The following is an 18879-nucleotide window of genomic DNA, read 5'->3' as shown; positions in this document are numbered from 1 at the left end:
GGACCCATTTTAGGCCTTTCAAGCATGGACCGTCGTTTTTTAAACTATTGCGGCCATAGAAAAGGCATGGGTTTTGTCAAGAAGGGCCTAAAAACCCTTGAGCCCCAGACCTATGAGGAAAGTTTCTGACGAACGGTCGCGCGAGGCTTTGGGCTTGAGCGGCTTGACCGTGACAAACGCCTGCTTGAAGCGCTGCACCACTTCGTTGTAACTGCCGCCATGGAACACTTTGGCCACCAGTGCACCTTGCGGCTTCATGTGGTTCTGGGCAAATTCAATGGCCAACTCGATCAAGTACTCCACCCGTGCTGCATCGGCCGACGAGATGCCCGAGAGGTTGGGCGCCATGTCAGAGACCACTAGATCGGCCTTCTGCCCCGCCAATGCCGCTTCGAGTTGCGCCAAGGTTTCGGCTTCCCGGAAATCCCCTTGGATAAAGGTCACCCCCTCAATGGGTTCCATCGGGAGCAAATCCAGGCCGATGATGGTGCCATTCATTGCACCGACCGCCGCGCCCTGGGGCGACATGCGGCGCCGCAAATACTGGCTCCAGGCCCCCGGAGTGCACCCCAGGTCCACCACCAACTGCCCCGGCTTGACCAGGTGCAGGGTTTCGTCAATCTCTTTGAGTTTGTAGGCGGCCCGGGCGCGGTAGCCCTCTTTGTTCGCGAGCTTGACCCAGGGGTCATTGATATGGTCGTACAACCATGCCTTGTTGACCTTTTTGTTGCCTGCCTTGTTGTCGGGCTTGTTACTTTTGCTCTGCGTTTTCATTGCGTTGATAATACCCACATGCCTCAAATCCAATTGACACCCGCTCAGCGCAAAGAACACCGCGCTGAAGCCCACCACCTGGACCCCGTGGTTCTGGTCGGTGGCGATGGCCTGACTGCCAACGTAAAAAAAGAAATCGACGCTGCCCTGAACGCTCACGGACTGATCAAAGTCCGCGTGTTTTCAGATGACCGCACCGCCCGCGACGAGATGTTCAAAACCCTGGCGGAAGAACTCAATGCTGCGCCCATCCAGCACATCGGCAAACTGCTGGTGCTCTGGCGCCCCAAGCCGGCCAAGGAAAAAGCGGTTGACGAAGACCGCATGCCCGGCCCTCGTGACTTCAAGGTCTTGAAGTTCGGCCGCCCCGGCACCCGCCCCGAAGTCAAGACACTGCGCGTATTGGGTAACCAGCGCCTCACACCCGGCGGCAATATCAAGCGCGCCAAGCCGAAGCCAAAGACCAGCGTCAAGAAACGCAGCCAGACCTGATACGGATTCTTCTACTGACAACCGGAGCCGAAAGCTCCGGTTTTTTTATGCCTGAACGTCGCTTCCGGCATTCGCTGGCAAGAGTGCACTGATCATTTTCTTGAACACCACCAGAGCGCACACCCACTGCGCGAAGTACATCGCGCTACCCCAGCGGTGCCACAAGGCCAAGTTTTCTCGGGCAACGATGCGGGGTGCCACTGCCAGCTCCACCAACAAGGCCAGCAACACTCCACCCACTATAAAAAGTGTAGCTGCCCGCGCAGATTCTACGGGCACCAACAGGCGATTTGACCTGAAAGTCATTAGGAGCATGGCACCGCAAGCCACCGAAATCCAAGTCTGGGCACTGAAGAGTTTGGCCGCCATCTGGCCGGCCATGGCCGGGGTAGGCAGGTGCACAAACAACATGGGCACCACCATAAAGCCTAGCATCGTCAGGCTCATGGCCCACGCTGCCGCCAACCAGATCGGGAGTTGCCGCATCAGACGTAGTGAACCGCAACGACCTCGTAGGCGCGCTCGCCTCCGGGGGCTTGCACGACGGCTGTATCGCCAACTTCTTTGCCGATGAGGGCACGGGCAATCGGGCTGCTGATGTTGATCAGGCCTTGCTTCAGATCCGCCTCGTCTTCCCCGACGATCTGGTACTTGACCTGCTGGCCACTGTCCTCATCCTCTAACTCTACGGTGGATCCAAACACCACGCGGCCATCGGCCTGGATGGAAGCCGGGTCTATCACTTGGGCCGCAGAAAGTTTGCCTTCGATTTCCTGAATCCGGCCTTCAATAAAGCCTTGGCGCTCTTTGGCGGCGTCGTAGTCGGCGTTTTCGCTCAGGTCGCCTTGGGCGCGGGCTTCAGCGATCGCCTGAATCACCGAGGGACGCTCCACGGTCTTGAGTTTGTGCAGCTCGGCCTTGAGCATTTCAGCGCCGCGCTTGGTAATGGGATAAGTTGCCATGGTGTCTCTAGCCAGGTTTTATGGGGCCTCAAAGTACAAGGACAGTGCGGCGCTTGCGCGCGGCACTGTCCTATGCGGTTGGCCTCGATTATGCCAAGTTATTGACCCCCAACGCTCCGCCGCTGTGCGGTTCGCTGCCCCCCCCAAAAAAAGGGGGCCGCGTTTCAGCTTGCGGCGGCCCGGCACTAAAACAGCCCCTTCAAGCCTGAAGTTCTGCGTGCATGTCCTGCAAAGAGATCACGCCCAAGCTGTCCAGATATTTCATGCCCTCTACGGCAGCTTCAGCACCCGCAATGGTGGTGTAGGTGGTCACGCGGGCCAGCAAGGCGGAAGTACGGATCAAACGCGAGTCCGCAATCGCATTGCGGCGCTCTTCCACGGTGTTCACCACCATGGAAATTTCTTCGTTCTTGATCATGTCTACGATGTGCGGGCGACCCTCGGTCACCTTGTTGACCACACCGCAGGTCACACCAGCAGCGTTGATGGCCGCTGCGGTGCCCTTGGTCGCCACCACTTCAAAGCCCAGGGACACCAGTTTTCGCGCCACTTCCACAGCGCGGGGCTTGTCGGTCTGCTTGACCGAGATAAACGCCTTGCCACCTCGGGGCAGCTTGGCGCCTGCGCCCAACTGGCTCTTCACGAAAGCTTCCCCGAAGGTCTTGCCCACGCCCATCACCTCACCGGTGGACTTCATCTCAGGTCCGAGGATGGTGTCCACACCGGGGAACTTGACGAAGGGGAACACGGCCTCTTTCACACTGAAGTAAGGGGGAGTCACTTCTTTGCTGATGCCCTGGCTCGCCAAGGATTGGCCAGCCATGCAGCGTGCGGCCACCTTGGCCAACTGAATACCAGTCGCCTTGGAGACGAAAGGCACGGTACGGCTGGCGCGTGGGTTCACTTCCAGCACGTAGATCACGTCCTTGCCGTCCACGTTCTGGATGGCGAACTGCACGTTCATCAAACCGACCACATTCAGGGCACCGGCCATGGCTTTGGTTTGGCGCTTGATCTCGCTCACGGTGTCTGCATGCAGGCTGTAGGGCGGCAAGGAGCACGCCGAGTCGCCGCTGTGCACGCCGGCTTGTTCGATGTGTTCCATTACGCCACCGATGAATGTCTCTCCGGTCGCATCGCGGATGCAATCCACATCGCACTCAATAGCGTCGTTCAGGAAGCGGTCCAGCAGCACGGGGCTGTCATTACTCACCTTCACGGCTTCGCGCATGTAGCGCTCCAGGTCGCGCTGCTCGTGCACGATTTCCATTGCGCGGCCACCCAGCACATAGCTGGGGCGAACCACCAAGGGGTAACCTAGGGCAGCTGCCTTTTCCAGGGCCTCAGCTTCGGTACGGGCCGTGGCATTGGGTGGCTGACGCAGGTTCAGGGCATGCAGCAGCTTCTGGAAGCGCTCGCGGTCTTCGGCCGCGTCGATCATGTCGGGTGTGGTGCCGATGATGGGCACTCCGTTGGCTTCGAGGTCCAGCGCCAACTTCAAAGGCGTCTGACCACCGTACTGCACGATCACGCCGACCGGCTTTTCCTTGTCTACGATTTCCAGCACGTCTTCGAGCGTCAAGGGTTCAAAGTACAGACGGTCAGAGGTGTCGTAGTCGGTGGACACGGTTTCAGGGTTGCAGTTGACCATGATGGTCTCGTAACCGTCCTCGCGCATGGCCAATGCCGCGTGCACGCAGCAGTAGTCAAACTCGATACCCTGGCCGATGCGGTTGGGGCCACCGCCCAGCACCATGATCTTCTTCTTGTCGGTGGGCGCAGCTTCGCACTCGGAGCCATCTGCCTCGTAAGTGGAGTACATGTATGCCGTGTTGGTCGCGAACTCGGCGGCACAGGTATCCACACGCTTGTAGACGGGGCGCACACCCAAGGCACGGCGCTTTTCGCGCACGGCCTTGTCGGTGGTCTTGAACTGGCGCGCCAAGCGGCGGTCCGAGAAGCCTTTTTGCTTCAAAGCACGCAGTGTGGGCGCATCAATCTTGTCCAACGCAGATCCGCTGGCGGGCCGGGGAAGACGTTCGATTTCGAGTTCCAGCTTCACGATCTGCTCGATCTGCACCAAGAACCAGGGGTCGATTTTGGTCAACGCAAACACTTCGTCCACGCTCATGCCTTGGGCGAATGCGTCACCCACGTACCAGATACGCTCGGGGCCGGGCTCGCCCAGCTCTTTTTCCAGCACTTCACGGTCCTGGGTCTTCTCGTTCATGCCGTCGACGCCCACTTCCAGACCACGCAGGGCTTTTTGGAAGGATTCCTGGAAGGTGCGACCCATGGCCATCACCTCACCCACGCTCTTCATCTGCGTGGTCAGGCGACTGTCGGCAGCGGGGAATTTTTCGAACGCGAAACGCGGAATCTTGGTAACCACGTAATCGATGGAAGGCTCGAACGATGCGGGGGTGGCACCGCCGGTGATGTCGTTGCGCAGCTCGTCCAGCGTGAAGCCCACCGCCAGCTTGGCCGCCACTTTGGCAATCGGGAAACCCGTCGCCTTGGAGGCCAATGCGGAGGAACGCGACACGCGGGGGTTCATCTCGATGACAACCATGCGGCCGTCCTTGGGGTTGATAGAGAACTGCACGTTAGAGCCACCGGTGTCCACGCCGATTTCACGCAGCACAGCCAACGAGGCGTTACGCAGGATCTGATATTCCTTGTCGGTCAGGGTCTGTGCGGGGGCCACAGTGATGGAGTCACCGGTGTGCACGCCCATGGGGTCCAGGTTCTCGATGGAGCAGACGATGATGCAGTTGTCCGCCTTGTCGCGAACCACTTCCATCTCGTACTCTTTCCAACCGAGCAGAGACTCTTCAATCAGCAGCTCGTTGGTAGGCGAAGCCTCCAAGCCACGCTTGCAGATGGTCTCGAACTCTTCGGAGTTGTAGGCGATACCGCCACCGGTGCCGCCCAAGGTGAAGCTGGGGCGGATGACGGTGGGAAAGCCCACCGTCTTTTGCACCGCCCAGGCTTCGTCCATGCTGTGGGCAATACCGGAGCGCGCAGAACCCAGACCGATCTTGGTCATGGCGTCCTTGAACTTGAGGCGGTCTTCCGCCTTGTCGATGGCTTCAGGCGTGGCGCCGATCAGTTCGACCTTGTACTTGTCCAGCACGCCGTGGTGCCACAGGTCCAGCGCGCAGTTCAGCGCGGTCTGGCCACCCATGGTGGGCAGGATTGCGTCAGGCGTTTCCTTGGCGATGATCTTTTCCACCGTCTGCCAAGTGATGGGCTCGATGTAAGTCACATCGGCGGTGGCCGGGTCGGTCATGATCGTGGCAGGGTTGCTGTTGATCAGGATGACCTTGTAGCCCTCTTCACGCAAAGCCTTGCATGCTTGCACGCCGGAGTAGTCGAACTCACAGGCCTGCCCGATGATGATGGGGCCGGCGCCGATGATGAGAATGCTTTTGATGTCGGTACGTTTTGGCATGGTGGACTCTTAGCTTTAGGGCTTTTTACTTTTTAATCAAATCAATCGGGGTCAGTTCAAGCTGGCGGTTGCCAACTTGGCGCCGAACCAGACAAACAGGCCACCCACAGCACTGGACAAGGTGGCGCTCAGCCGCTTCCGACGGCTGAAACCTTGAGCCAGGCGGGCGCCTGCAAAAATCAGGGCAGACAGATACATAGAACTGAACACCATGATGATGGCGCTCAGAATCAGGAATGGCACAGCCGGGGTGTCGTAACCGGGATCGATGAACTGCACGAAGAAGGAAAGCAGGAACAGAATCGCCTTGGGGTTCAGCAAGCTGATCACCAGCGCCCGCTTGAAAGGCTGTTGCAAGTTGCTTGCGGCTTCTGCCACGGCAGCTTCGGCCGCAACCGGAGCCTCGCTGCGCCATTTGCGAATGGCAGAGATCACGAGGTTGACACCTACCCAAGTCAGGTAGGCAGCACCCGCGTACTTCACTACCATGAACAAGGCAGGGTAAGTACGCAACAAACCTGCTGCCCCCAGCGCAGTGAGTAGCAGCAAGATGGTGTCACCTACAAACACGCCCATGGCGCCCTGGTAGCCGGCCTTGACTCCGCGCACGGTAGCCACTGACAGCACGAACAGTGAATTCGGCCCGGGCAACAAAATGATGCCCAAAGCGCCTATCACGTAGGTCCAGAGATCAGTGACGCCGTAGAAGCTCATGCTGCTCAGCCTGCCTTCTTTTCCATCTCTGTGATGAAGCGGTCAAACAGGTAGCCGATGTCGTGCGGACCCGGCGATGCTTCAGGGTGCCCCTGGAAGCAGAAAGCCGGCTTGTCAGTGCGCTCCAGACCCTGCAAGGTGCCGTCAAACAAGCTGACGTGCGTGGGGCGCAGGTTGGCAGGCAAGGACTTCTCATCCACCGCAAAGCCATGGTTCTGACTGGTTATGGACACGCGGCCGCTGTCCAAGTCTTTGACCGGATGGTTGGCACCGTGATGGCCGAATTTCATCTTGAAGGTCTTGGCACCGCTCGCCAGCGCCATGATCTGGTGACCCAGGCAAATGCCAAACGTGGGGGTGCCGGTCTCGATCAGTTCTTTGGCCGCAGCAATCGCGTAATCGCAAGGCTCCGGGTCACCGGGGCCGTTGGACAGGAAGATGCCGTTCGGGTTGAGCTTGAGCACCTCGGCAGCGGAGGTTTGCGCAGGTACCACCGTCACCTTGCAGCCGCGCTCGGCCAACATGCGTAGAATGTTTTTCTTTACACCGAAGTCATAGGCTACGACATGGAATTTGGGGGCGGTTTGCTGGCCGTAGCCTTGGCCCAGGGTCCATTCAGCCTCCGTCCACGCATAGCTGCTGGCGCTGGAAACCACCTTGGCCAAATCCAAGCCCGCCATGCTGGGCGCGCCTTTGGCGGCAGCCACGGCTTTTTCAATGGCTTCCTTGGTCACCGTTTCGCCGGCAGCCAAGGCCATGATGCAGCCGTTTTGCGCGCCTTGCGTGCGCAGCTGGCGGGTCAGCTGGCGGGTGTCGATGTTGGCAATCGCCACGGTGCCTTCAGCGACCAGGTACTCGGTCAGCGTCTGGGTCTTGCGGAAGTTGCTGGCCACCAATGGCAGGTCCTTGATGATCAAGCCGGCGGCGTGGACCTTGTTGGACTCCACGTCTTCGGGGTTGACACCGTAGTTGCCGATATGGGGGTAGGTCAGGGTGACGATCTGCTGGCAATAGCTGGGATCGGTGAGGATCTCCTGGTAGCCGGTCATGGAGGTGTTGAACACGACTTCACCGACGGTAGAGCCTGCGGCTCCAATGGAATTGCCAATGTAGACCGTGCCGTCTGCGAGCGCCAGGATGGCGGGTGGGGTGGTTCCCTTGAGAGACAAAAGCACTGGTTTCTCCGAATGTTTTACGGGTACGCCCAAACGCGCTCAAGACAGGCTCTTGGCGGGTACCGCGCGGGAGGTGACTCCTAGCGGTTGCTTTTTACGAGGGAATGTGCAGAGGTGCGCTTGGGACGGCTGTTTTCTGGAAAGCCTCTGATTATAGCCGAGGGCAAACCCGAATTCAGTTTCAGGCAAGCTTCAAGCTGCTTGCATGCAAGCAAATGGCCGCTGCCGCTGCCACATTGAGGGACTCTTCCCCGCCCGGCTGACCTATGCGCGCGAAGACCGAAGCTTTGGCCATGAGCGCCTCGGAGACGCCCTGCCCTTCGTGCCCCATGGCCCATGCACAGGGATGAGGCAAGTCCAGCTTTTGCACCAGAGCGCCTTGGTGTGAACTTGTCACGACCAAGGGCACTTTCAACGCATCCAAGTCTTGCAGTTCCAGCCCCTCGATCAATCGAAGGCCAAAGTGCGAGCCCATCCCTGCCCGCAATACTTTGGGGCTCCAGAGCGCGGCCGATCCTTTGAGCGCGAGCACCTGACGAAAACCGAAGGCCCCTGCACTGCGCAGGATGGAACCCACGTTCCCGGCATCCTGCACCCGGTCGAGAATGACGGTGGCGGCCATAGGTTCGATGCCTACCACCTCCGGCAAATCCACCAAAAAACCAATCTTGGCAGGCGACTCCAACCCACTGATTTCGCGAAACAAGGCATCCGGAATCACTACTGTTTTGATAGCTGCTCGCGCATACTCCACGAGCGCTGCAGGCCAGAAAGACTCAGAAACCACCAGCACTGATGGGACCACGCCCCGCGCCAGTGCGGCACTGCACAAGTGGTCACCCTCAATCCAGAAGCGCCCCGCCTTGCGGTACGCAGTGTTGTCGGTACTGAGCTTGCGCAGCTCCTTGAGGAGCGCGTTCTCGCGGGAGCTGATGAGGATGGGTTCGGTCATAAAAGCTTCAGAGCACGCGGGTCACCGGCGCAAAAGTTTTGCGATGCTCCGGGCAGGCACCGTGGGTCTGCAAGGCGGCCAGGTGCTCGGCAGTGCCATAGCCCTTGTGGGTGGCAAAGCCGTATTGGGGGTATCGAGCGTCCAACTCGGCGCACCAACGGTCGCGGGTGACCTTGGCGAGGATGGAGGCAGCAGAAATGGCGGGCACCGTGGCATCGCCCTTGACGATGGCTTCAGCCAACACATCCAGTACCGGCAGGCGGTTGCCATCGACCAGCACCTTGGCCGGCTTAAGGCGCAGACCTTCTACCGCGCGACGCATGGCGAGCAGCGTAGCTTGCAGGATGTTGATCTCGTCGATCTCTTCCACACTGGCCTGTGCGATGGAGCAGCACAGGGCTTTGGCGCGAATTTCGTCAAAGAGCTTTTCTCGGCGCGCAGCGCTGAGCTTCTTGGAGTCGTTCAATCCCGCAATCGGGCGCAGGTCATCCAGAATGACCGCAGCAGCCACTACCGGCCCGGCCAAGGGGCCGCGACCGGCCTCATCCACTCCGGCTACCAGTCCCGGAATGTCCCAGCTGAAGGCCACTTGCTGCACCTTGGCAGCGACGGTGCTTTTAGCTTTGGAGGACTTTTTCAATGGCATCGGTGGCAAGAGAAGCGGTGTCGCGCAGCAACTCGGTGTGCAACGCGCGGAAGGTGGATTCGAGAACGGCTATTTTCGCAGGCTCCTGACGCGCCGCATCCAACCATTGCAACACGCTAGCCGCGAGTGCTTCCGGAGTAGCAGCATCCTGCAGCAGCTCAGGCACCACAAAGTCGCGACACAAGATATTGGGCAATCCTACCCAGGGCTGCAGCCGCTTGCGGCACATGATCTGCCACGACAACCAGGACATGTGGTACCCGATCACCATGGGGCGCTTGAACAAGGCGGCCTCCAAGGTGGCGGTGCCGCTGGCAATCAGGGTGACATCACAGGCGGCCAAAGCCGTGTGGGACTGGCCTGTCAGTAGCTGCAAGCGCCCGGCCATGCCACTGCGCAGCGCAATCGCTTCTATTTCAGGCAACAAACCGGGAACTGCTGGCACTATGAATTTGATAGCTGGTCGCGCAGATTGGATAAGCGCTGCAGCCCTAAAGAACCTGAAAGCCAAGTGACGGATTTCCGACTGGCGGCTGCCCGGCAGAATGGCCACCACCTCGTCAGTGTCGGATAGGCCCAGCCCGCGGCGCGCGGCTGCCCTGTCCGGCTCCATGGGAATGACGTTAGCCAAAGGATGACCGACATAGGTCGCGGCAATCCCATGAGAAGCCAGTAATTCCGGCTCAAAGGGAAAAATGCACAGCACATGGTCGGTGCTGCGGCGTAGTTTCTCTACCCGCTCCGGACGCCAAGCCCAGATGGAGGGGCAGACGAAATGCACCGTCTTGACTCCCTGAGCCTTGAGGCGGGCTTCCAAATCGAGATTGAAATCCGGCGCATCGACACCAATGAAGACATCGGGTTTCGCCGCCAAAAGCCGGTCCCCCAATGCAGCGCGGATGCCCACGATTTCACGGTAACGTCGCAACAGCTCCCAGCTGAAGCCATGCACGGCCAACTTGTGGTGTGGCCACCAGGCTCGGAAGCCCTGCTTAGCCATCTGCGGGCCGCCTATGCCGTGAGCGATCGCTCCCTGCCAGCGTTGACGCACGCCTGCCAGTAGCAACCCCGCCAGCAAGTCGCCCGATGCCTCGCCCGCCACCATCGCGATGACAGGCGCATCCTTCGCACGGGGGCTGCTGTCCATCACAAGCAGTGAACGCTAACGCTCAGCGCACGATGCCGCGGTTCGCGGATACGCCAGCCAGGAAGTCGTTCATCATCGCCACGTCAGGCGCAGTTTCAGGGCGCTCCAAGGCCATGGTGGCAATGCGCTCTTTGGCCTGCTCCAGCGTGAGGTCGTCCCGGTACAAGGCCTTGTGAATGGCCTTCACACCGGAAATGCGCTCGGGAGTCCAGCCTCGGCGACGCAGGCCTTCAAAATTCATGGACCTGGCGTTGGCCGGCTGTCCCTGGCACATCACAAAGGGCGGGAGATCCGCAAACAACAATGAGCACATGGCGCTCATGCTGTGCGCGCCCAAACGGACAAACTGATGCACCACGGTGAAGCCCCCCAGAATCACCCAGTCACCCACATGCACGTGGCCGGCAAGCTGGGAGTTATTGGCAAAAATCACGTTATTGCCCACCATGCAGTCGTGTGCAAGATGAACGTAGGCCATGATCCAGTTGTCGTTTCCCACTTTGGTAACGCCGGCATCCCCGGGGGAGCCGATGTTGAAGGTGCAAAACTCACGAATGGTGTTGCGGTCGCCGATGATCAGCTCGCAGGGCTCACCAGCATATTTTTTGTCCTGCGGAATCGCCCCCAAGGAGTTGAACTGGAAAATCCGGTTGTTCTCACCAATGGTGGTGTGCCCCTCGATCACGCAGTGCGGTCCCACCGTGGTGCCGGCACCGATTCGCACATGAGGCCCGATGACCGTATACGGGCCCACCGTGACCGAGCTGTCGAGCTCGGCGCCGGGCGCAATGATCGCAGTGGGGTGAACGTTAGACACGTCCCGCCCCTTAGCTGATGGCGCGCATCGCGCAGGTCAATTCGGCCTCGCAGGCCAGTTCATCGCCTACAGTGGCACTCGCCTTGAACTTGAAAATGCCCGCCTTCATGCGCAGCATTTCCACATTCAGGTGGAGCTGGTCGCCCGGCTCCACAGGTCGCTTGAAGCGGGCGCCGTCGATGCCAGCAAAGTAATAGACCATCTGGTCATTGGGTGCTGTGTCCAAGGCATCAAATGCCAATAGCGCTGCTGCCTGAGCCAATGCTTCGAGCATCAACACACCCGGCATCACCGGCCGATGGGGGAAGTGGCCTTCAAAAAAGGGTTCGTTGATGGTGACGTTCTTCAGCGCCTTGATGGTCTTGCCTTTGTCCAACTCCAGCACACGATCCACCAACAAGAAGGGGTAACGATGCGGCAGTTGCTTCAGAATTTTGTGGATATCCATCATGGCTTGTTCTCTTTTTCTAAGGTTTTGATTCGGTCGCGCAAACTATGGAGCTGCTTCAATGATGCAGCGTTGCGCTCCCAGTTTGCATTTTCATCGAGTGGGAAGATACCGGTGTAGTTGCCCGGCTTGTGAATCGACTTGCTGACCACCGTCGCTGCTGAGATGTGCACGCCGGAAGCCAGGGTGAGGTGCCCCAGAATGATTGCACCACCACCTACAGTGCAGTGTGACCCGATGTTCGCGGAACCTGCGACACCGACACAACCTGCCATGGCGGTATGCGCCCCGATGCGCACGTTGTGACCGATCTGGATCAGGTTGTCCAGCTTCACACCATCTTCGATGATGGTGTCACTCAACGCACCTCGGTCGATGCAGGTGTTGGCACCAATTTCCACGTCGTTTCCGATGCGGACAGCCCCCAATTGCTCAATCTTTTCCCAACGCCCGTCATCCGGTGCGAACCCAAAACCATCGGCACCAATCACCACTCCTGAGTGCACGATGCAGCGTTCGCCAATATGGCAGTCTTCGCCTAAGGTTACGCGGGCCTTTAGCACTGTGCCTTCGCCGACCGTTGCGCCGGCCTCGATGACGCACAGAGGCCCAATACGGGCCGTTCCTGCAATTCGGGCCTCGGGGTCGACCACGGCACTGGGATGGATGGCCGGCAATCCGGAAACATCACGCGCGATCTGCCGCCGCCAAAGTTGTGTCAGGCGGGCGAAATAGTGGTAAGGATTGGGCGTAACGATGCACGGGCCGCGCGTCGATGCCAAAGCCGCCATGGCAGGCCCCACAATCACACACCCGGCCAGTGTCTGGGTGAGTTGCTGCTGGTACTTGGGATTGCTGAGGAAACTGATATCCGTACCGGTGGCCGTTTCCAATGGAGCCAGGCCCGTAATCATCACATCTGACGATCCTACAAGCTCCCCCCAGCTGTTCAACCAGTGCCGCGAGCGTCAAGGACTTCACATGAACAGCCTGTGTCGTCAAAGCTTACTTGGCACCGGCGTTGAGAATCTTCAAAACCTTTTCGGTAATGTCATGGCGCGCACTGCTGTAGACAACTTCTTGCAGCACCAAGTCGTATTTCTCACCTTCTGCGACCTGCTTGACGGCCCGGTTAGCCGCATCCAGTACTTTCTGGAGCTCTTCGTTGCGACGGCCGTTCAAGTCTTCTTGGAACTCGCGCTGTTTGCGTTGAAAGTCGCGGTTTTGCTCGGCAAATTCCTTCTGGCGTGCCGCGCGCTGTGCTTCCGACATGGCGGGTGCATCACGTTCAAACTTTTCGCTCATGGACTTGAGCGACTGCTGCAAGTCAGCCAAATCTTTCTGTCGCTTGGAGAATTCTTGCTCCAGCTTGGCTTGTGCTGCCTTTGCGGGTGCCGACTCTGTGGTGATTCGTTGCGTGTTGATGTAGCCCACCTTGGACTCTTGGGCGAAACTGCTGCCCAATGCCACTACCAACGCAGCCGCCAACGCCCATTTCACTTGTACTGTTTTCATTAAAAGGTTGTTCCGATTTGAAATTGAACGTTTTGCATTTTATCCGCGTCAAACTTGGACAAAGGCCGAGCGAGGGCCAGACGCAGTGGGCCTACCGGAGATATCCAACTGATGCCCACACCGAAAGATGCCCGCATGTCCGATAGCTGAATCGCCTCATCAACGCCATAGATACCCCCAGCGTCTACAAACGCAAAGCCCCGCAATGTGCGGTCGTTGCCGCCGCCCGGAAGCGGCGAAAGCAACTCGGCGTTGAACACCACTTTTTTGGCTCCGCCCGTAGCCGCCAGTGACGCGGCGCGCTGTGCAGCAGTGGTCAAACTGCCCTGCTCGAATCCGCGTACCGAACCCAATCCACCCAAATAGTAATTCTTGAAAATCGGATAGGAACCAGAACCGGTAGCTGCCCCCATCGACAACTCCGTGTTGAATGCTGCCGTCACTGTTCGGGTAACGGGAACAAATTGCTGATATTGCGCCGTGCCACGTACGTATCGCATGTCCCCCCCACGCTCCATTCGGCATTCGTGCGGATGACCCGACCGGTGCTAGGCACCAGCGCACTGTCACGCGTATCTCTGGACCAGCCTACGGTCAGCGGGATTGCCGTTGCGCTGTAACCGAACTCGTTGGCGTAATCCTGGTACACCGTAGGTAAATAGGTGCCCGGAATAATACGGGTCTTGTCCGCCCCCAGGCCAAAATACACGGTATCCGAATCCGAGAAGGGCACCCCAAAACGTATTCCAACGCCCGTCGTTTCAATCGCGTAAGTGTCCACGTCATCGTAGGGCCGGGACGTACGCTGGTACAGATCGAAGGTGCGCGAAACCCCATCGTCGGTGAAGTAGGGATTGGTGGTGCTGAGTACCAAGGTACGGTTGGCCCTGCTGGTATTGACTTCGATTCCCAAAGAGTTTCCGGAACCGAATGCGTTTTCCTGCTTGAAGCCGAATGAAAGCCCCAGTCCATCTGCGCTGGAGATGCCTGCACCCAAGCTGATACTGCCCGTAGGTTTTTCCGCAACTGTGATCGTCAGATCCACCTGATCAGGGGATCCTGCTACCTCTTGGGTATCAATGCCCACATTGGTGAAATAACCCAGCCTGTCCACGCGGTTGCGCGACTGACGGATTTTCTCTCCGTCATACCAAGCTGCCTCCAGTTGTCGAAATTCGCGGCGAATCACTTCATCACGAGTTCGGTCATTGCCAGCGACGTTAATCCGTCGGACATAGACCCGACGAGACGGTTCACCGACCAAGGTAATTTCCACACGGTTCGTGGCACGGTCAATGTCGGTACGCGCTTCGGCCCGCGCAAACGCATACCCGAAATTGGCGAAGTAATCGGTAAATGCCTTGGTGGTCTGAGCCACATCCGTGGCGTTATAAGGCTCACCTGCCTTGATGGTCACCAATGACTGGAACTCTTGCTCTTTCCCCAGAAAGTTGCCAGCCAGCTTGATCTTCGAAACAGCGAATTGATCCCCTTCGGTAATGTTGATCGTGATGGCAATATCCTTCTTGTCCGGAGAAATTGCAACCTGGGTGGAGTCGACCTTGAATTCGAGAAAGCCGCGCGCGAGGTAATAAGACCGCAAGGTTTCTATATCTGCATTCAGCTTGGTGCGGGCATAGCGGTTGGACTTCGTGTACCAGCTCAGCCAGTTTCCGGTATCGGAATCGAATAGGCCACGAAGTGTGCTTGCGGGGAAGCTCTTGTTCCCGACAATATTGATTTCACTGATTTTTGCAGTTTCACCTTCGGAGACCGCAAAACTGACGTTCACACGGTTCCGCTCAATCGGTGTCACTGTGGTCACAATGTCCACAGCGTACATGCTTTTGCTGATGTATTGCTTTTTGAGTTCTTGCTCTGCCCTGTCAACCAGCGCCTTGTCGAACGGACGCCCTTCTGACAGACCGATATCCCGCAAGGCACGCTTGAGCAATTCTTTGTCAAACTCCCGATTCCCGGAGAAATCAACATCCGCGACATTGGGGCGCTCCTCCACGATAACGATGACAACGCCATCCTTGCTCTCGATTCGCACATCCTTGAAAAGTCCGAGGGCGAACAACGAGCGAATAGAGGCTGCCGCTTTCTCATCGGTATAGGTATCACCCACACGAACGGGCATGGAGGCAAACACCGTACCGGCTTCCACACGCTGAAGACCCTCTACCCGGATATCACGAACCGCGAATGGTTCCAGCGCCCAAGCAGATTGCAACAGCATGGCAAGCAAGCCGCTGCAAGCAGCATACCGAACGCTGCGACGAGAATTTTTCAAAGTACTCAAGTTGAATCTCCGGGGGTCGGGTCAAGAGCGGCAAGGCGTCTTAACCCAAGATATGCAAAACATCGTTATAGAAGGCGATAGACATCATCACCAGCAACAACGCAACACCAGCGCGTTGAAGCACTTCCCACCATTTCTCGGGCACCGGTATACCGGTCAGCCCCTCCCAAAGATAATACATCAGGTGCCCACCATCCAAGACCGGCAAGGGGAGCAGGTTCAACACCCCGAGACTGATGCTGATAAGCGCCAAAAAGCTCAAAAACTGCACAAAACCCAGGGCAGCAGATTTGCCGGCATAGTCTGCGATTGCCAATGGTCCATTCAAATTACGAAGCGACACCTGACCTGTGATCATTTGCCCCATCGCAACCAAAGACATGCGGGCAATGTCCCAAGTCTTCCCGACAGCCCGCGTAATTCCCTCCGCGAACCCATATTGAACCGACACCGTATCCGGAGTGCCACCAATGAACGCGCCCACACGACCGACCACTTCCACACCCTCTTTTTCGGCTTTTGGAGTTACAGCGAAGCTTAGTACCTGGCCTGAGCGCTTCACTTGCCATGCCATCATTACTTCAGGAGAACTGCGTATCAATGCCCTGAGCTGGTGTGCATCGCGCATGGATTTTCCATCTACCGCCAACACCACATCACCGGACATCAGCCCCGCTGCAGCAGCACGCCCCTCAGCGCTGAGGTCACCCATGACCGGTTTGGAAAAAGGAGAGGGCCAGCCGATCTTCTTAAAAAGCGAGGCATCTGTAGCGCCGCCGCCCAGAGATCTGAGATCCAGCGAACGCAACTGACTGCTTATGGATCCGTCGTGACCTGACTCACTAAACCTTACGTACAGAACCTCGCGATCCAAGCTGGCCGTGGTAAGCCACCATCGGAATTCGTCGAAAGTGCTTATGGGGGTCAGCGCGTCTTGCGACACACCCACCTCCAGGATGCGCTCCCCACCTACCCAACCTTCCTTATCGGCCAAAGAGGAGGCAACAGGCGTCGGGAGAACAGGTGCGGCCGCATCAACTGGCTGCCAATTAACGAGGGAGTAAAGACCAATCGCCAACACCAAATTGGCTAGCGGCCCGGCTGCAACGATGAACGATCGACGGCGCAAGGACTGCTTGTCAAAAGCCCGCGATGCTTCGTACGCTGCAACTGGTCCCTCGCGACCATCGAGCATCTTGACGTAGCCACCCAGGGGAATAGCACTCAGGACGAACTCAGTACCCGTCCGACGGGATGACCACCCCCACAATTTAGGCCCAAATCCGATGGAAAATCGGAGAACCTTGACCCCGCAAAGACGGGCTGCACAAAAATGCCCCCACTCATGCACGGCAACTAGCAAACCAATGGCAACGAGGAAAGCCAAAATTGTTTGCATACGGTACCTGATATCTATTTACTGCCGCAGTGATGTGCAAATGTGCTCAGCCAACCTTCGAGCATCTGCATCCAAAGTCATCAAAGAGGACAAATCATCCGGGGAAACGAAGCTCATCTGGTTCAAGGTGCGTGTGTTCACAATATGGATTTGATCGAAACGAATGCGACGATCCAAAAATGCTGCCACCGCAACTTCATTAGCGGCATTCAATAGAACAGTTGATCCCGCTTGGCCCGTTAAAGTTTCCCAAGCCAGCTTCAAACCGGGGAATCGTGCTTGATGATCCTGTGAGTGAATGGATTCAAAGGTCAGCGACGCCATCGTGGAAAAATCCAAGGCGGCTGACCCCGATGCAACTCGCTGCGGCCAAGCCAAGCCATAAGCAATGGGACCACGCATGTCGGGGGTACCCAACTGGGCCACGACTGAATGGTCCACGTACTGCACCATGGAGTGCACCACACTTTGGGGATGAATAATGACGTCCACTTGCTGGGGAAGCACATCGAATAAAAACTTGGCCTCAATGACCTCGAGCGCCTTGTTCATCATGGTCGCGGAGTCCACCGATATCTTGCGCCCCATGACCCAATTGGGATGAGCGCAAGCTTGCTCAGGTGTCGCCTCCCGAATTTGAGTTGGGCTCCAAGTACGGAAAGGGCCACCCGATGCCGTCAAGATCAGTTTGTCTATCACGGATGGCCAGTGCTCCCGACTATCCGGGAGCGACTGAAAAATGGCGGAGTGTTCGCTATCGATGGGCAACAAAACAGCCCTACCTTGCTTCACCGCCGACATGAACACTTCCCCCCCACCACGAGTGCCTCTTTGTTGGCCAAAAGCAAGCGCTTTCCTGCAGATGCGGCAGCGATGCAAGACGATAACCCTGCCGCCCCAACAATGGCGGCCATAACCATATCAACATCGGCATGCGCGGCGACCTCATCAAGTGCGGCAGGCCCCGATAGCACTTCGGTGCTGGCTCCGGACTTCTTGAGCCGTTCCTGAAGCGCCATCGCATGCTTGGGGCTCACCATCACCGCAAATCGCGGACGAAACTCCAAGCATTGCGCGTGAATCACCTCCACATTGGTCGAAGCAGTGAGCGCGAAAACAGAAAAGTTCTCAGGATGCCGCCTCAACACATCAAGGGTATTGACACCGATGGAGCCGGTTGATCCCAGCACAGCGATTTGCTTCATAGAGGTAGCGATGAAAAAGACTGCAAAAACATGGCCAGTGGCACTACTGGCAGCAACGCATCCACCCTGTCCAATACTCCGCCATGACCCGGCAAGAGTTGGCTGCTGTCTTTAGCGCCCGCAGCCCGCTTCACCAAAGACTCCAGAAGATCTCCAGAGATGCTCATTACGCCCAGGAAAAGAGCAGCGAGAACCAGGAATACCCAGTGTTTGGCGGCGAGAATGGTGTAAATGCTGGGTGAATCCAACACCCAGCTCCGGTCAACATGAATCCAAAGAACCGCCAACAACAGCACCCCGACGATTCCACCCACAGCTCCCTCTCGGGTTTTTCCTGGGCTGATATCTGGTGCCAATTTCTGTTTGAAAAAGCGCCCTCCCAGCGAGCGCCCTACGAAGTAAGCACCTATATCAGCGACCCAGACCAAGGCCAAAACTGAGAAAAGAAAATTCACGCCCTGGATGCGCGCAGACACCACTGCCAGCCACGCCGCGCACAAAACGGCGAAACCAGTCAACTGCCGGAAATTTTGATCGAGCGCCGTCCAAGCCGGCACACCGGCACGGATCAAAGCGACTCCACCGGCGACCCAGATCACCGCGCTTGCAGACCAGACCCACTGCAAGACAAAAGCAGGTGGGTGTAAACCCCATAAAACGCCACAAGTCACTGCACATCCAGCACCAGCAATCACAGATTGGAATCGACCTGCTCCATTCAGCCGAAACCACTCCCAGGCTCCACAGGCCATCAATAGACCCGCAACACTGGCGAAAGCGACGACGGCCGGATAAAAGACAGCAGGAACCAAGACAGCCAGTAAGGCGATCGCAGTAAGGACGCGCAAGCGCAGCATAGAAAACCCTTCAGAAA

The 18879-nt window shown here is 57.8% G+C and carries 16 protein-coding genes and 2 pseudogenes; 1 reads left to right on the top strand and 17 read right to left on the bottom strand.

Annotated elements, in window-relative coordinates; genetic code table 11:
- Window positions 1-87: 87 nt before the first annotated feature.
- Window positions 88-774: an RlmE family RNA methyltransferase gene (locus tag RAN89_RS09935; protein WP_313866178.1), complete on the bottom strand. Its 687-nt coding sequence runs from the start codon at window positions 772-774 to the stop codon at window positions 88-90.
- Window positions 775-792: 18 nt separating this feature from the next.
- Here RAN89_RS09935 and RAN89_RS09930 point away from each other — a divergent pair, with 18 nt between their 5' ends.
- Window positions 793-1266 (top strand): YhbY family RNA-binding protein, encoded by a 474-nt coding sequence (locus RAN89_RS09930; RefSeq protein ID WP_087497050.1) that lies wholly within the window; start codon window positions 793-795, stop codon window positions 1264-1266.
- Between the two features lie 45 nt (window positions 1267-1311).
- Here RAN89_RS09930 and RAN89_RS09925 read toward each other — a convergent pair whose 3' ends face one another.
- The 16 genes and pseudogenes from RAN89_RS09925 to RAN89_RS09850 all read right to left on the bottom strand — a co-directional run bounded on the left by RAN89_RS09925 (window position 1312) and on the right by RAN89_RS09850 (window position 18862).
- The gene (locus RAN89_RS09925; protein WP_313866177.1) at window positions 1312-1752 is read right to left on the bottom strand and encodes a DUF4149 domain-containing protein; all 441 of its coding nucleotides are present in this window, start codon (window positions 1750-1752) and stop codon (window positions 1312-1314) included.
- Window positions 1752-2228, bottom strand: coding sequence for a transcription elongation factor GreA (gene greA, locus RAN89_RS09920; RefSeq protein ID WP_313866176.1), 477 nt, complete (start codon window positions 2226-2228; stop codon window positions 1752-1754). Before greA ends, RAN89_RS09925 begins: the two co-directional genes overlap by 1 nt.
- A gap of 199 nt (window positions 2229-2427) precedes the next feature.
- Window positions 2428-5682, bottom strand: a complete 3255-nt coding sequence (carB, locus tag RAN89_RS09915) for a carbamoyl-phosphate synthase large subunit (RefSeq protein WP_313866175.1) — start codon at window positions 5680-5682, stop codon at window positions 2428-2430.
- 51 nt (window positions 5683-5733) lie between these two features.
- Window positions 5734-6396 carry a leucine efflux protein LeuE gene (gene leuE, locus RAN89_RS09910; RefSeq protein WP_313866174.1) on the bottom strand — a complete coding sequence of 221 codons (663 nt, stop codon included), beginning with the start codon at window positions 6394-6396 and terminating at the stop codon, window positions 5734-5736.
- 5 nt (window positions 6397-6401) lie between these two features.
- Window positions 6402-7571 carry a glutamine-hydrolyzing carbamoyl-phosphate synthase small subunit gene (carA, locus tag RAN89_RS09905; protein WP_313866173.1) on the bottom strand — a complete coding sequence of 390 codons (1170 nt, stop codon included), beginning with the start codon at window positions 7569-7571 and terminating at the stop codon, window positions 6402-6404.
- 181 nt (window positions 7572-7752) lie between these two features.
- The gene (locus tag RAN89_RS09900; RefSeq protein ID WP_313866172.1) at window positions 7753-8523 is read right to left on the bottom strand and encodes a TrmH family RNA methyltransferase; all 771 of its coding nucleotides are present in this window, start codon (window positions 8521-8523) and stop codon (window positions 7753-7755) included.
- 7 nt (window positions 8524-8530) lie between these two features.
- Window positions 8531-9169, bottom strand: coding sequence for a ribonuclease HII (rnhB, locus tag RAN89_RS09895; RefSeq protein WP_087497453.1), 639 nt, complete (start codon window positions 9167-9169; stop codon window positions 8531-8533).
- Window positions 9141-10316: a lipid-A-disaccharide synthase gene (gene lpxB / locus RAN89_RS09890; protein WP_428984438.1), complete on the bottom strand. Its 1176-nt coding sequence runs from the start codon at window positions 10314-10316 to the stop codon at window positions 9141-9143. The genes rnhB and lpxB overlap by 29 nt, the downstream gene beginning before the upstream one ends.
- Before the next feature lie 22 nt (window positions 10317-10338).
- Window positions 10339-11133 (bottom strand): acyl-ACP--UDP-N-acetylglucosamine O-acyltransferase, encoded by a 795-nt coding sequence (lpxA, locus tag RAN89_RS09885; RefSeq protein ID WP_313866171.1) that lies wholly within the window; start codon window positions 11131-11133, stop codon window positions 10339-10341.
- A 10-nt stretch (window positions 11134-11143) separates the two neighbouring features.
- Window positions 11144-11584: a 3-hydroxyacyl-ACP dehydratase FabZ gene (gene fabZ, locus RAN89_RS09880; protein ID WP_313866170.1), complete on the bottom strand. Its 441-nt coding sequence runs from the start codon at window positions 11582-11584 to the stop codon at window positions 11144-11146.
- Complete coding sequence (gene lpxD, locus RAN89_RS09875) at window positions 11581-12534, bottom strand: UDP-3-O-(3-hydroxymyristoyl)glucosamine N-acyltransferase (protein WP_428984437.1); 954 nt, start codon at window positions 12532-12534, stop codon at window positions 11581-11583. The genes fabZ and lpxD overlap by 4 nt, the downstream gene beginning before the upstream one ends.
- Before the next feature lie 52 nt (window positions 12535-12586).
- Window positions 12587-13096, bottom strand: a complete 510-nt coding sequence (locus RAN89_RS09870) for an OmpH/Skp family outer membrane protein (protein WP_313866169.1) — start codon at window positions 13094-13096, stop codon at window positions 12587-12589.
- Window positions 13096-15338: pseudogene (bamA, locus tag RAN89_RS09865) on the bottom strand (outer membrane protein assembly factor BamA). Before bamA ends, RAN89_RS09870 begins: the two are co-directional and overlap by 1 nt.
- Before the next feature lie 103 nt (window positions 15339-15441).
- Window positions 15442-16800 carry an RIP metalloprotease RseP gene (rseP, locus tag RAN89_RS09860; protein ID WP_313866168.1) on the bottom strand — a complete coding sequence of 453 codons (1359 nt, stop codon included), beginning with the start codon at window positions 16798-16800 and terminating at the stop codon, window positions 15442-15444.
- A gap of 18 nt (window positions 16801-16818) precedes the next feature.
- Window positions 16819-18005 (bottom strand): annotated as a pseudogene (gene ispC / locus RAN89_RS09855) (1-deoxy-D-xylulose-5-phosphate reductoisomerase).
- Entirely contained in the window at window positions 18002-18862 is an 861-nt protein-coding gene (locus RAN89_RS09850; RefSeq protein WP_313866167.1) for a phosphatidate cytidylyltransferase, read from the bottom strand. The pseudogene ispC and the gene RAN89_RS09850 overlap by 4 nt, the downstream one beginning before the upstream one ends.
- Window positions 18863-18879 lie beyond the last annotated feature (17 nt).

This window comes from Rhodoferax mekongensis (assembly GCF_032191775.1).
Classification (GTDB): Bacteria; Pseudomonadota; Gammaproteobacteria; order Burkholderiales; family Burkholderiaceae_C; genus Allorhodoferax; species Allorhodoferax mekongensis.
The sequence above is the reverse complement of the archived record's forward strand: the minus strand, read 5'-3'. Positions and strand labels throughout refer to the sequence as shown.

Bases quoted from the DNA above. Each gene is read 5' to 3' on its own strand.
- greA (WP_313866176.1), bottom strand. From the start codon at position 2,228: ATGGCAACTTATCCCATTACCAAGCGCGGCGCTGAAATGCTCAAGGCC.
- rnhB (WP_087497453.1), bottom strand. From the start codon at position 9,169: ATGCCATTGAAAAAGTCCTCCAAAGCTAAAAGCACCGTCGCTGCCAAG.
- leuE (WP_313866174.1), bottom strand. From the start codon at position 6,396: ATGAGCTTCTACGGCGTCACTGATCTCTGGACCTACGTGATAGGCGCT.
- carB (WP_313866175.1), bottom strand. From the start codon at position 5,682: ATGCCAAAACGTACCGACATCAAAAGCATTCTCATCATCGGCGCCGGC.
- RAN89_RS09850 (WP_313866167.1), bottom strand. From the start codon at position 18,862: ATGCTGCGCTTGCGCGTCCTTACTGCGATCGCCTTACTGGCTGTCTTG.
- RAN89_RS09900 (WP_313866172.1), bottom strand. From the start codon at position 8,523: ATGACCGAACCCATCCTCATCAGCTCCCGCGAGAACGCGCTCCTCAAG.
- RAN89_RS09870 (WP_313866169.1), bottom strand. From the start codon at position 13,096: ATGAAAACAGTACAAGTGAAATGGGCGTTGGCGGCTGCGTTGGTAGTG.
- rseP (WP_313866168.1), bottom strand. From the start codon at position 16,800: ATGCAAACAATTTTGGCTTTCCTCGTTGCCATTGGTTTGCTAGTTGCC.
- lpxB (WP_428984438.1), bottom strand. From the start codon at position 10,316: ATGGACAGCAGCCCCCGTGCGAAGGATGCGCCTGTCATCGCGATGGTG.
- fabZ (WP_313866170.1), bottom strand. From the start codon at position 11,584: ATGATGGATATCCACAAAATTCTGAAGCAACTGCCGCATCGTTACCCC.
- RAN89_RS09935 (WP_313866178.1), bottom strand. From the start codon at position 774: ATGAAAACGCAGAGCAAAAGTAACAAGCCCGACAACAAGGCAGGCAAC.
- RAN89_RS09930 (WP_087497050.1), top strand. From the start codon at position 793: ATGCCTCAAATCCAATTGACACCCGCTCAGCGCAAAGAACACCGCGCT.
- RAN89_RS09925 (WP_313866177.1), bottom strand. From the start codon at position 1,752: ATGCGGCAACTCCCGATCTGGTTGGCGGCAGCGTGGGCCATGAGCCTG.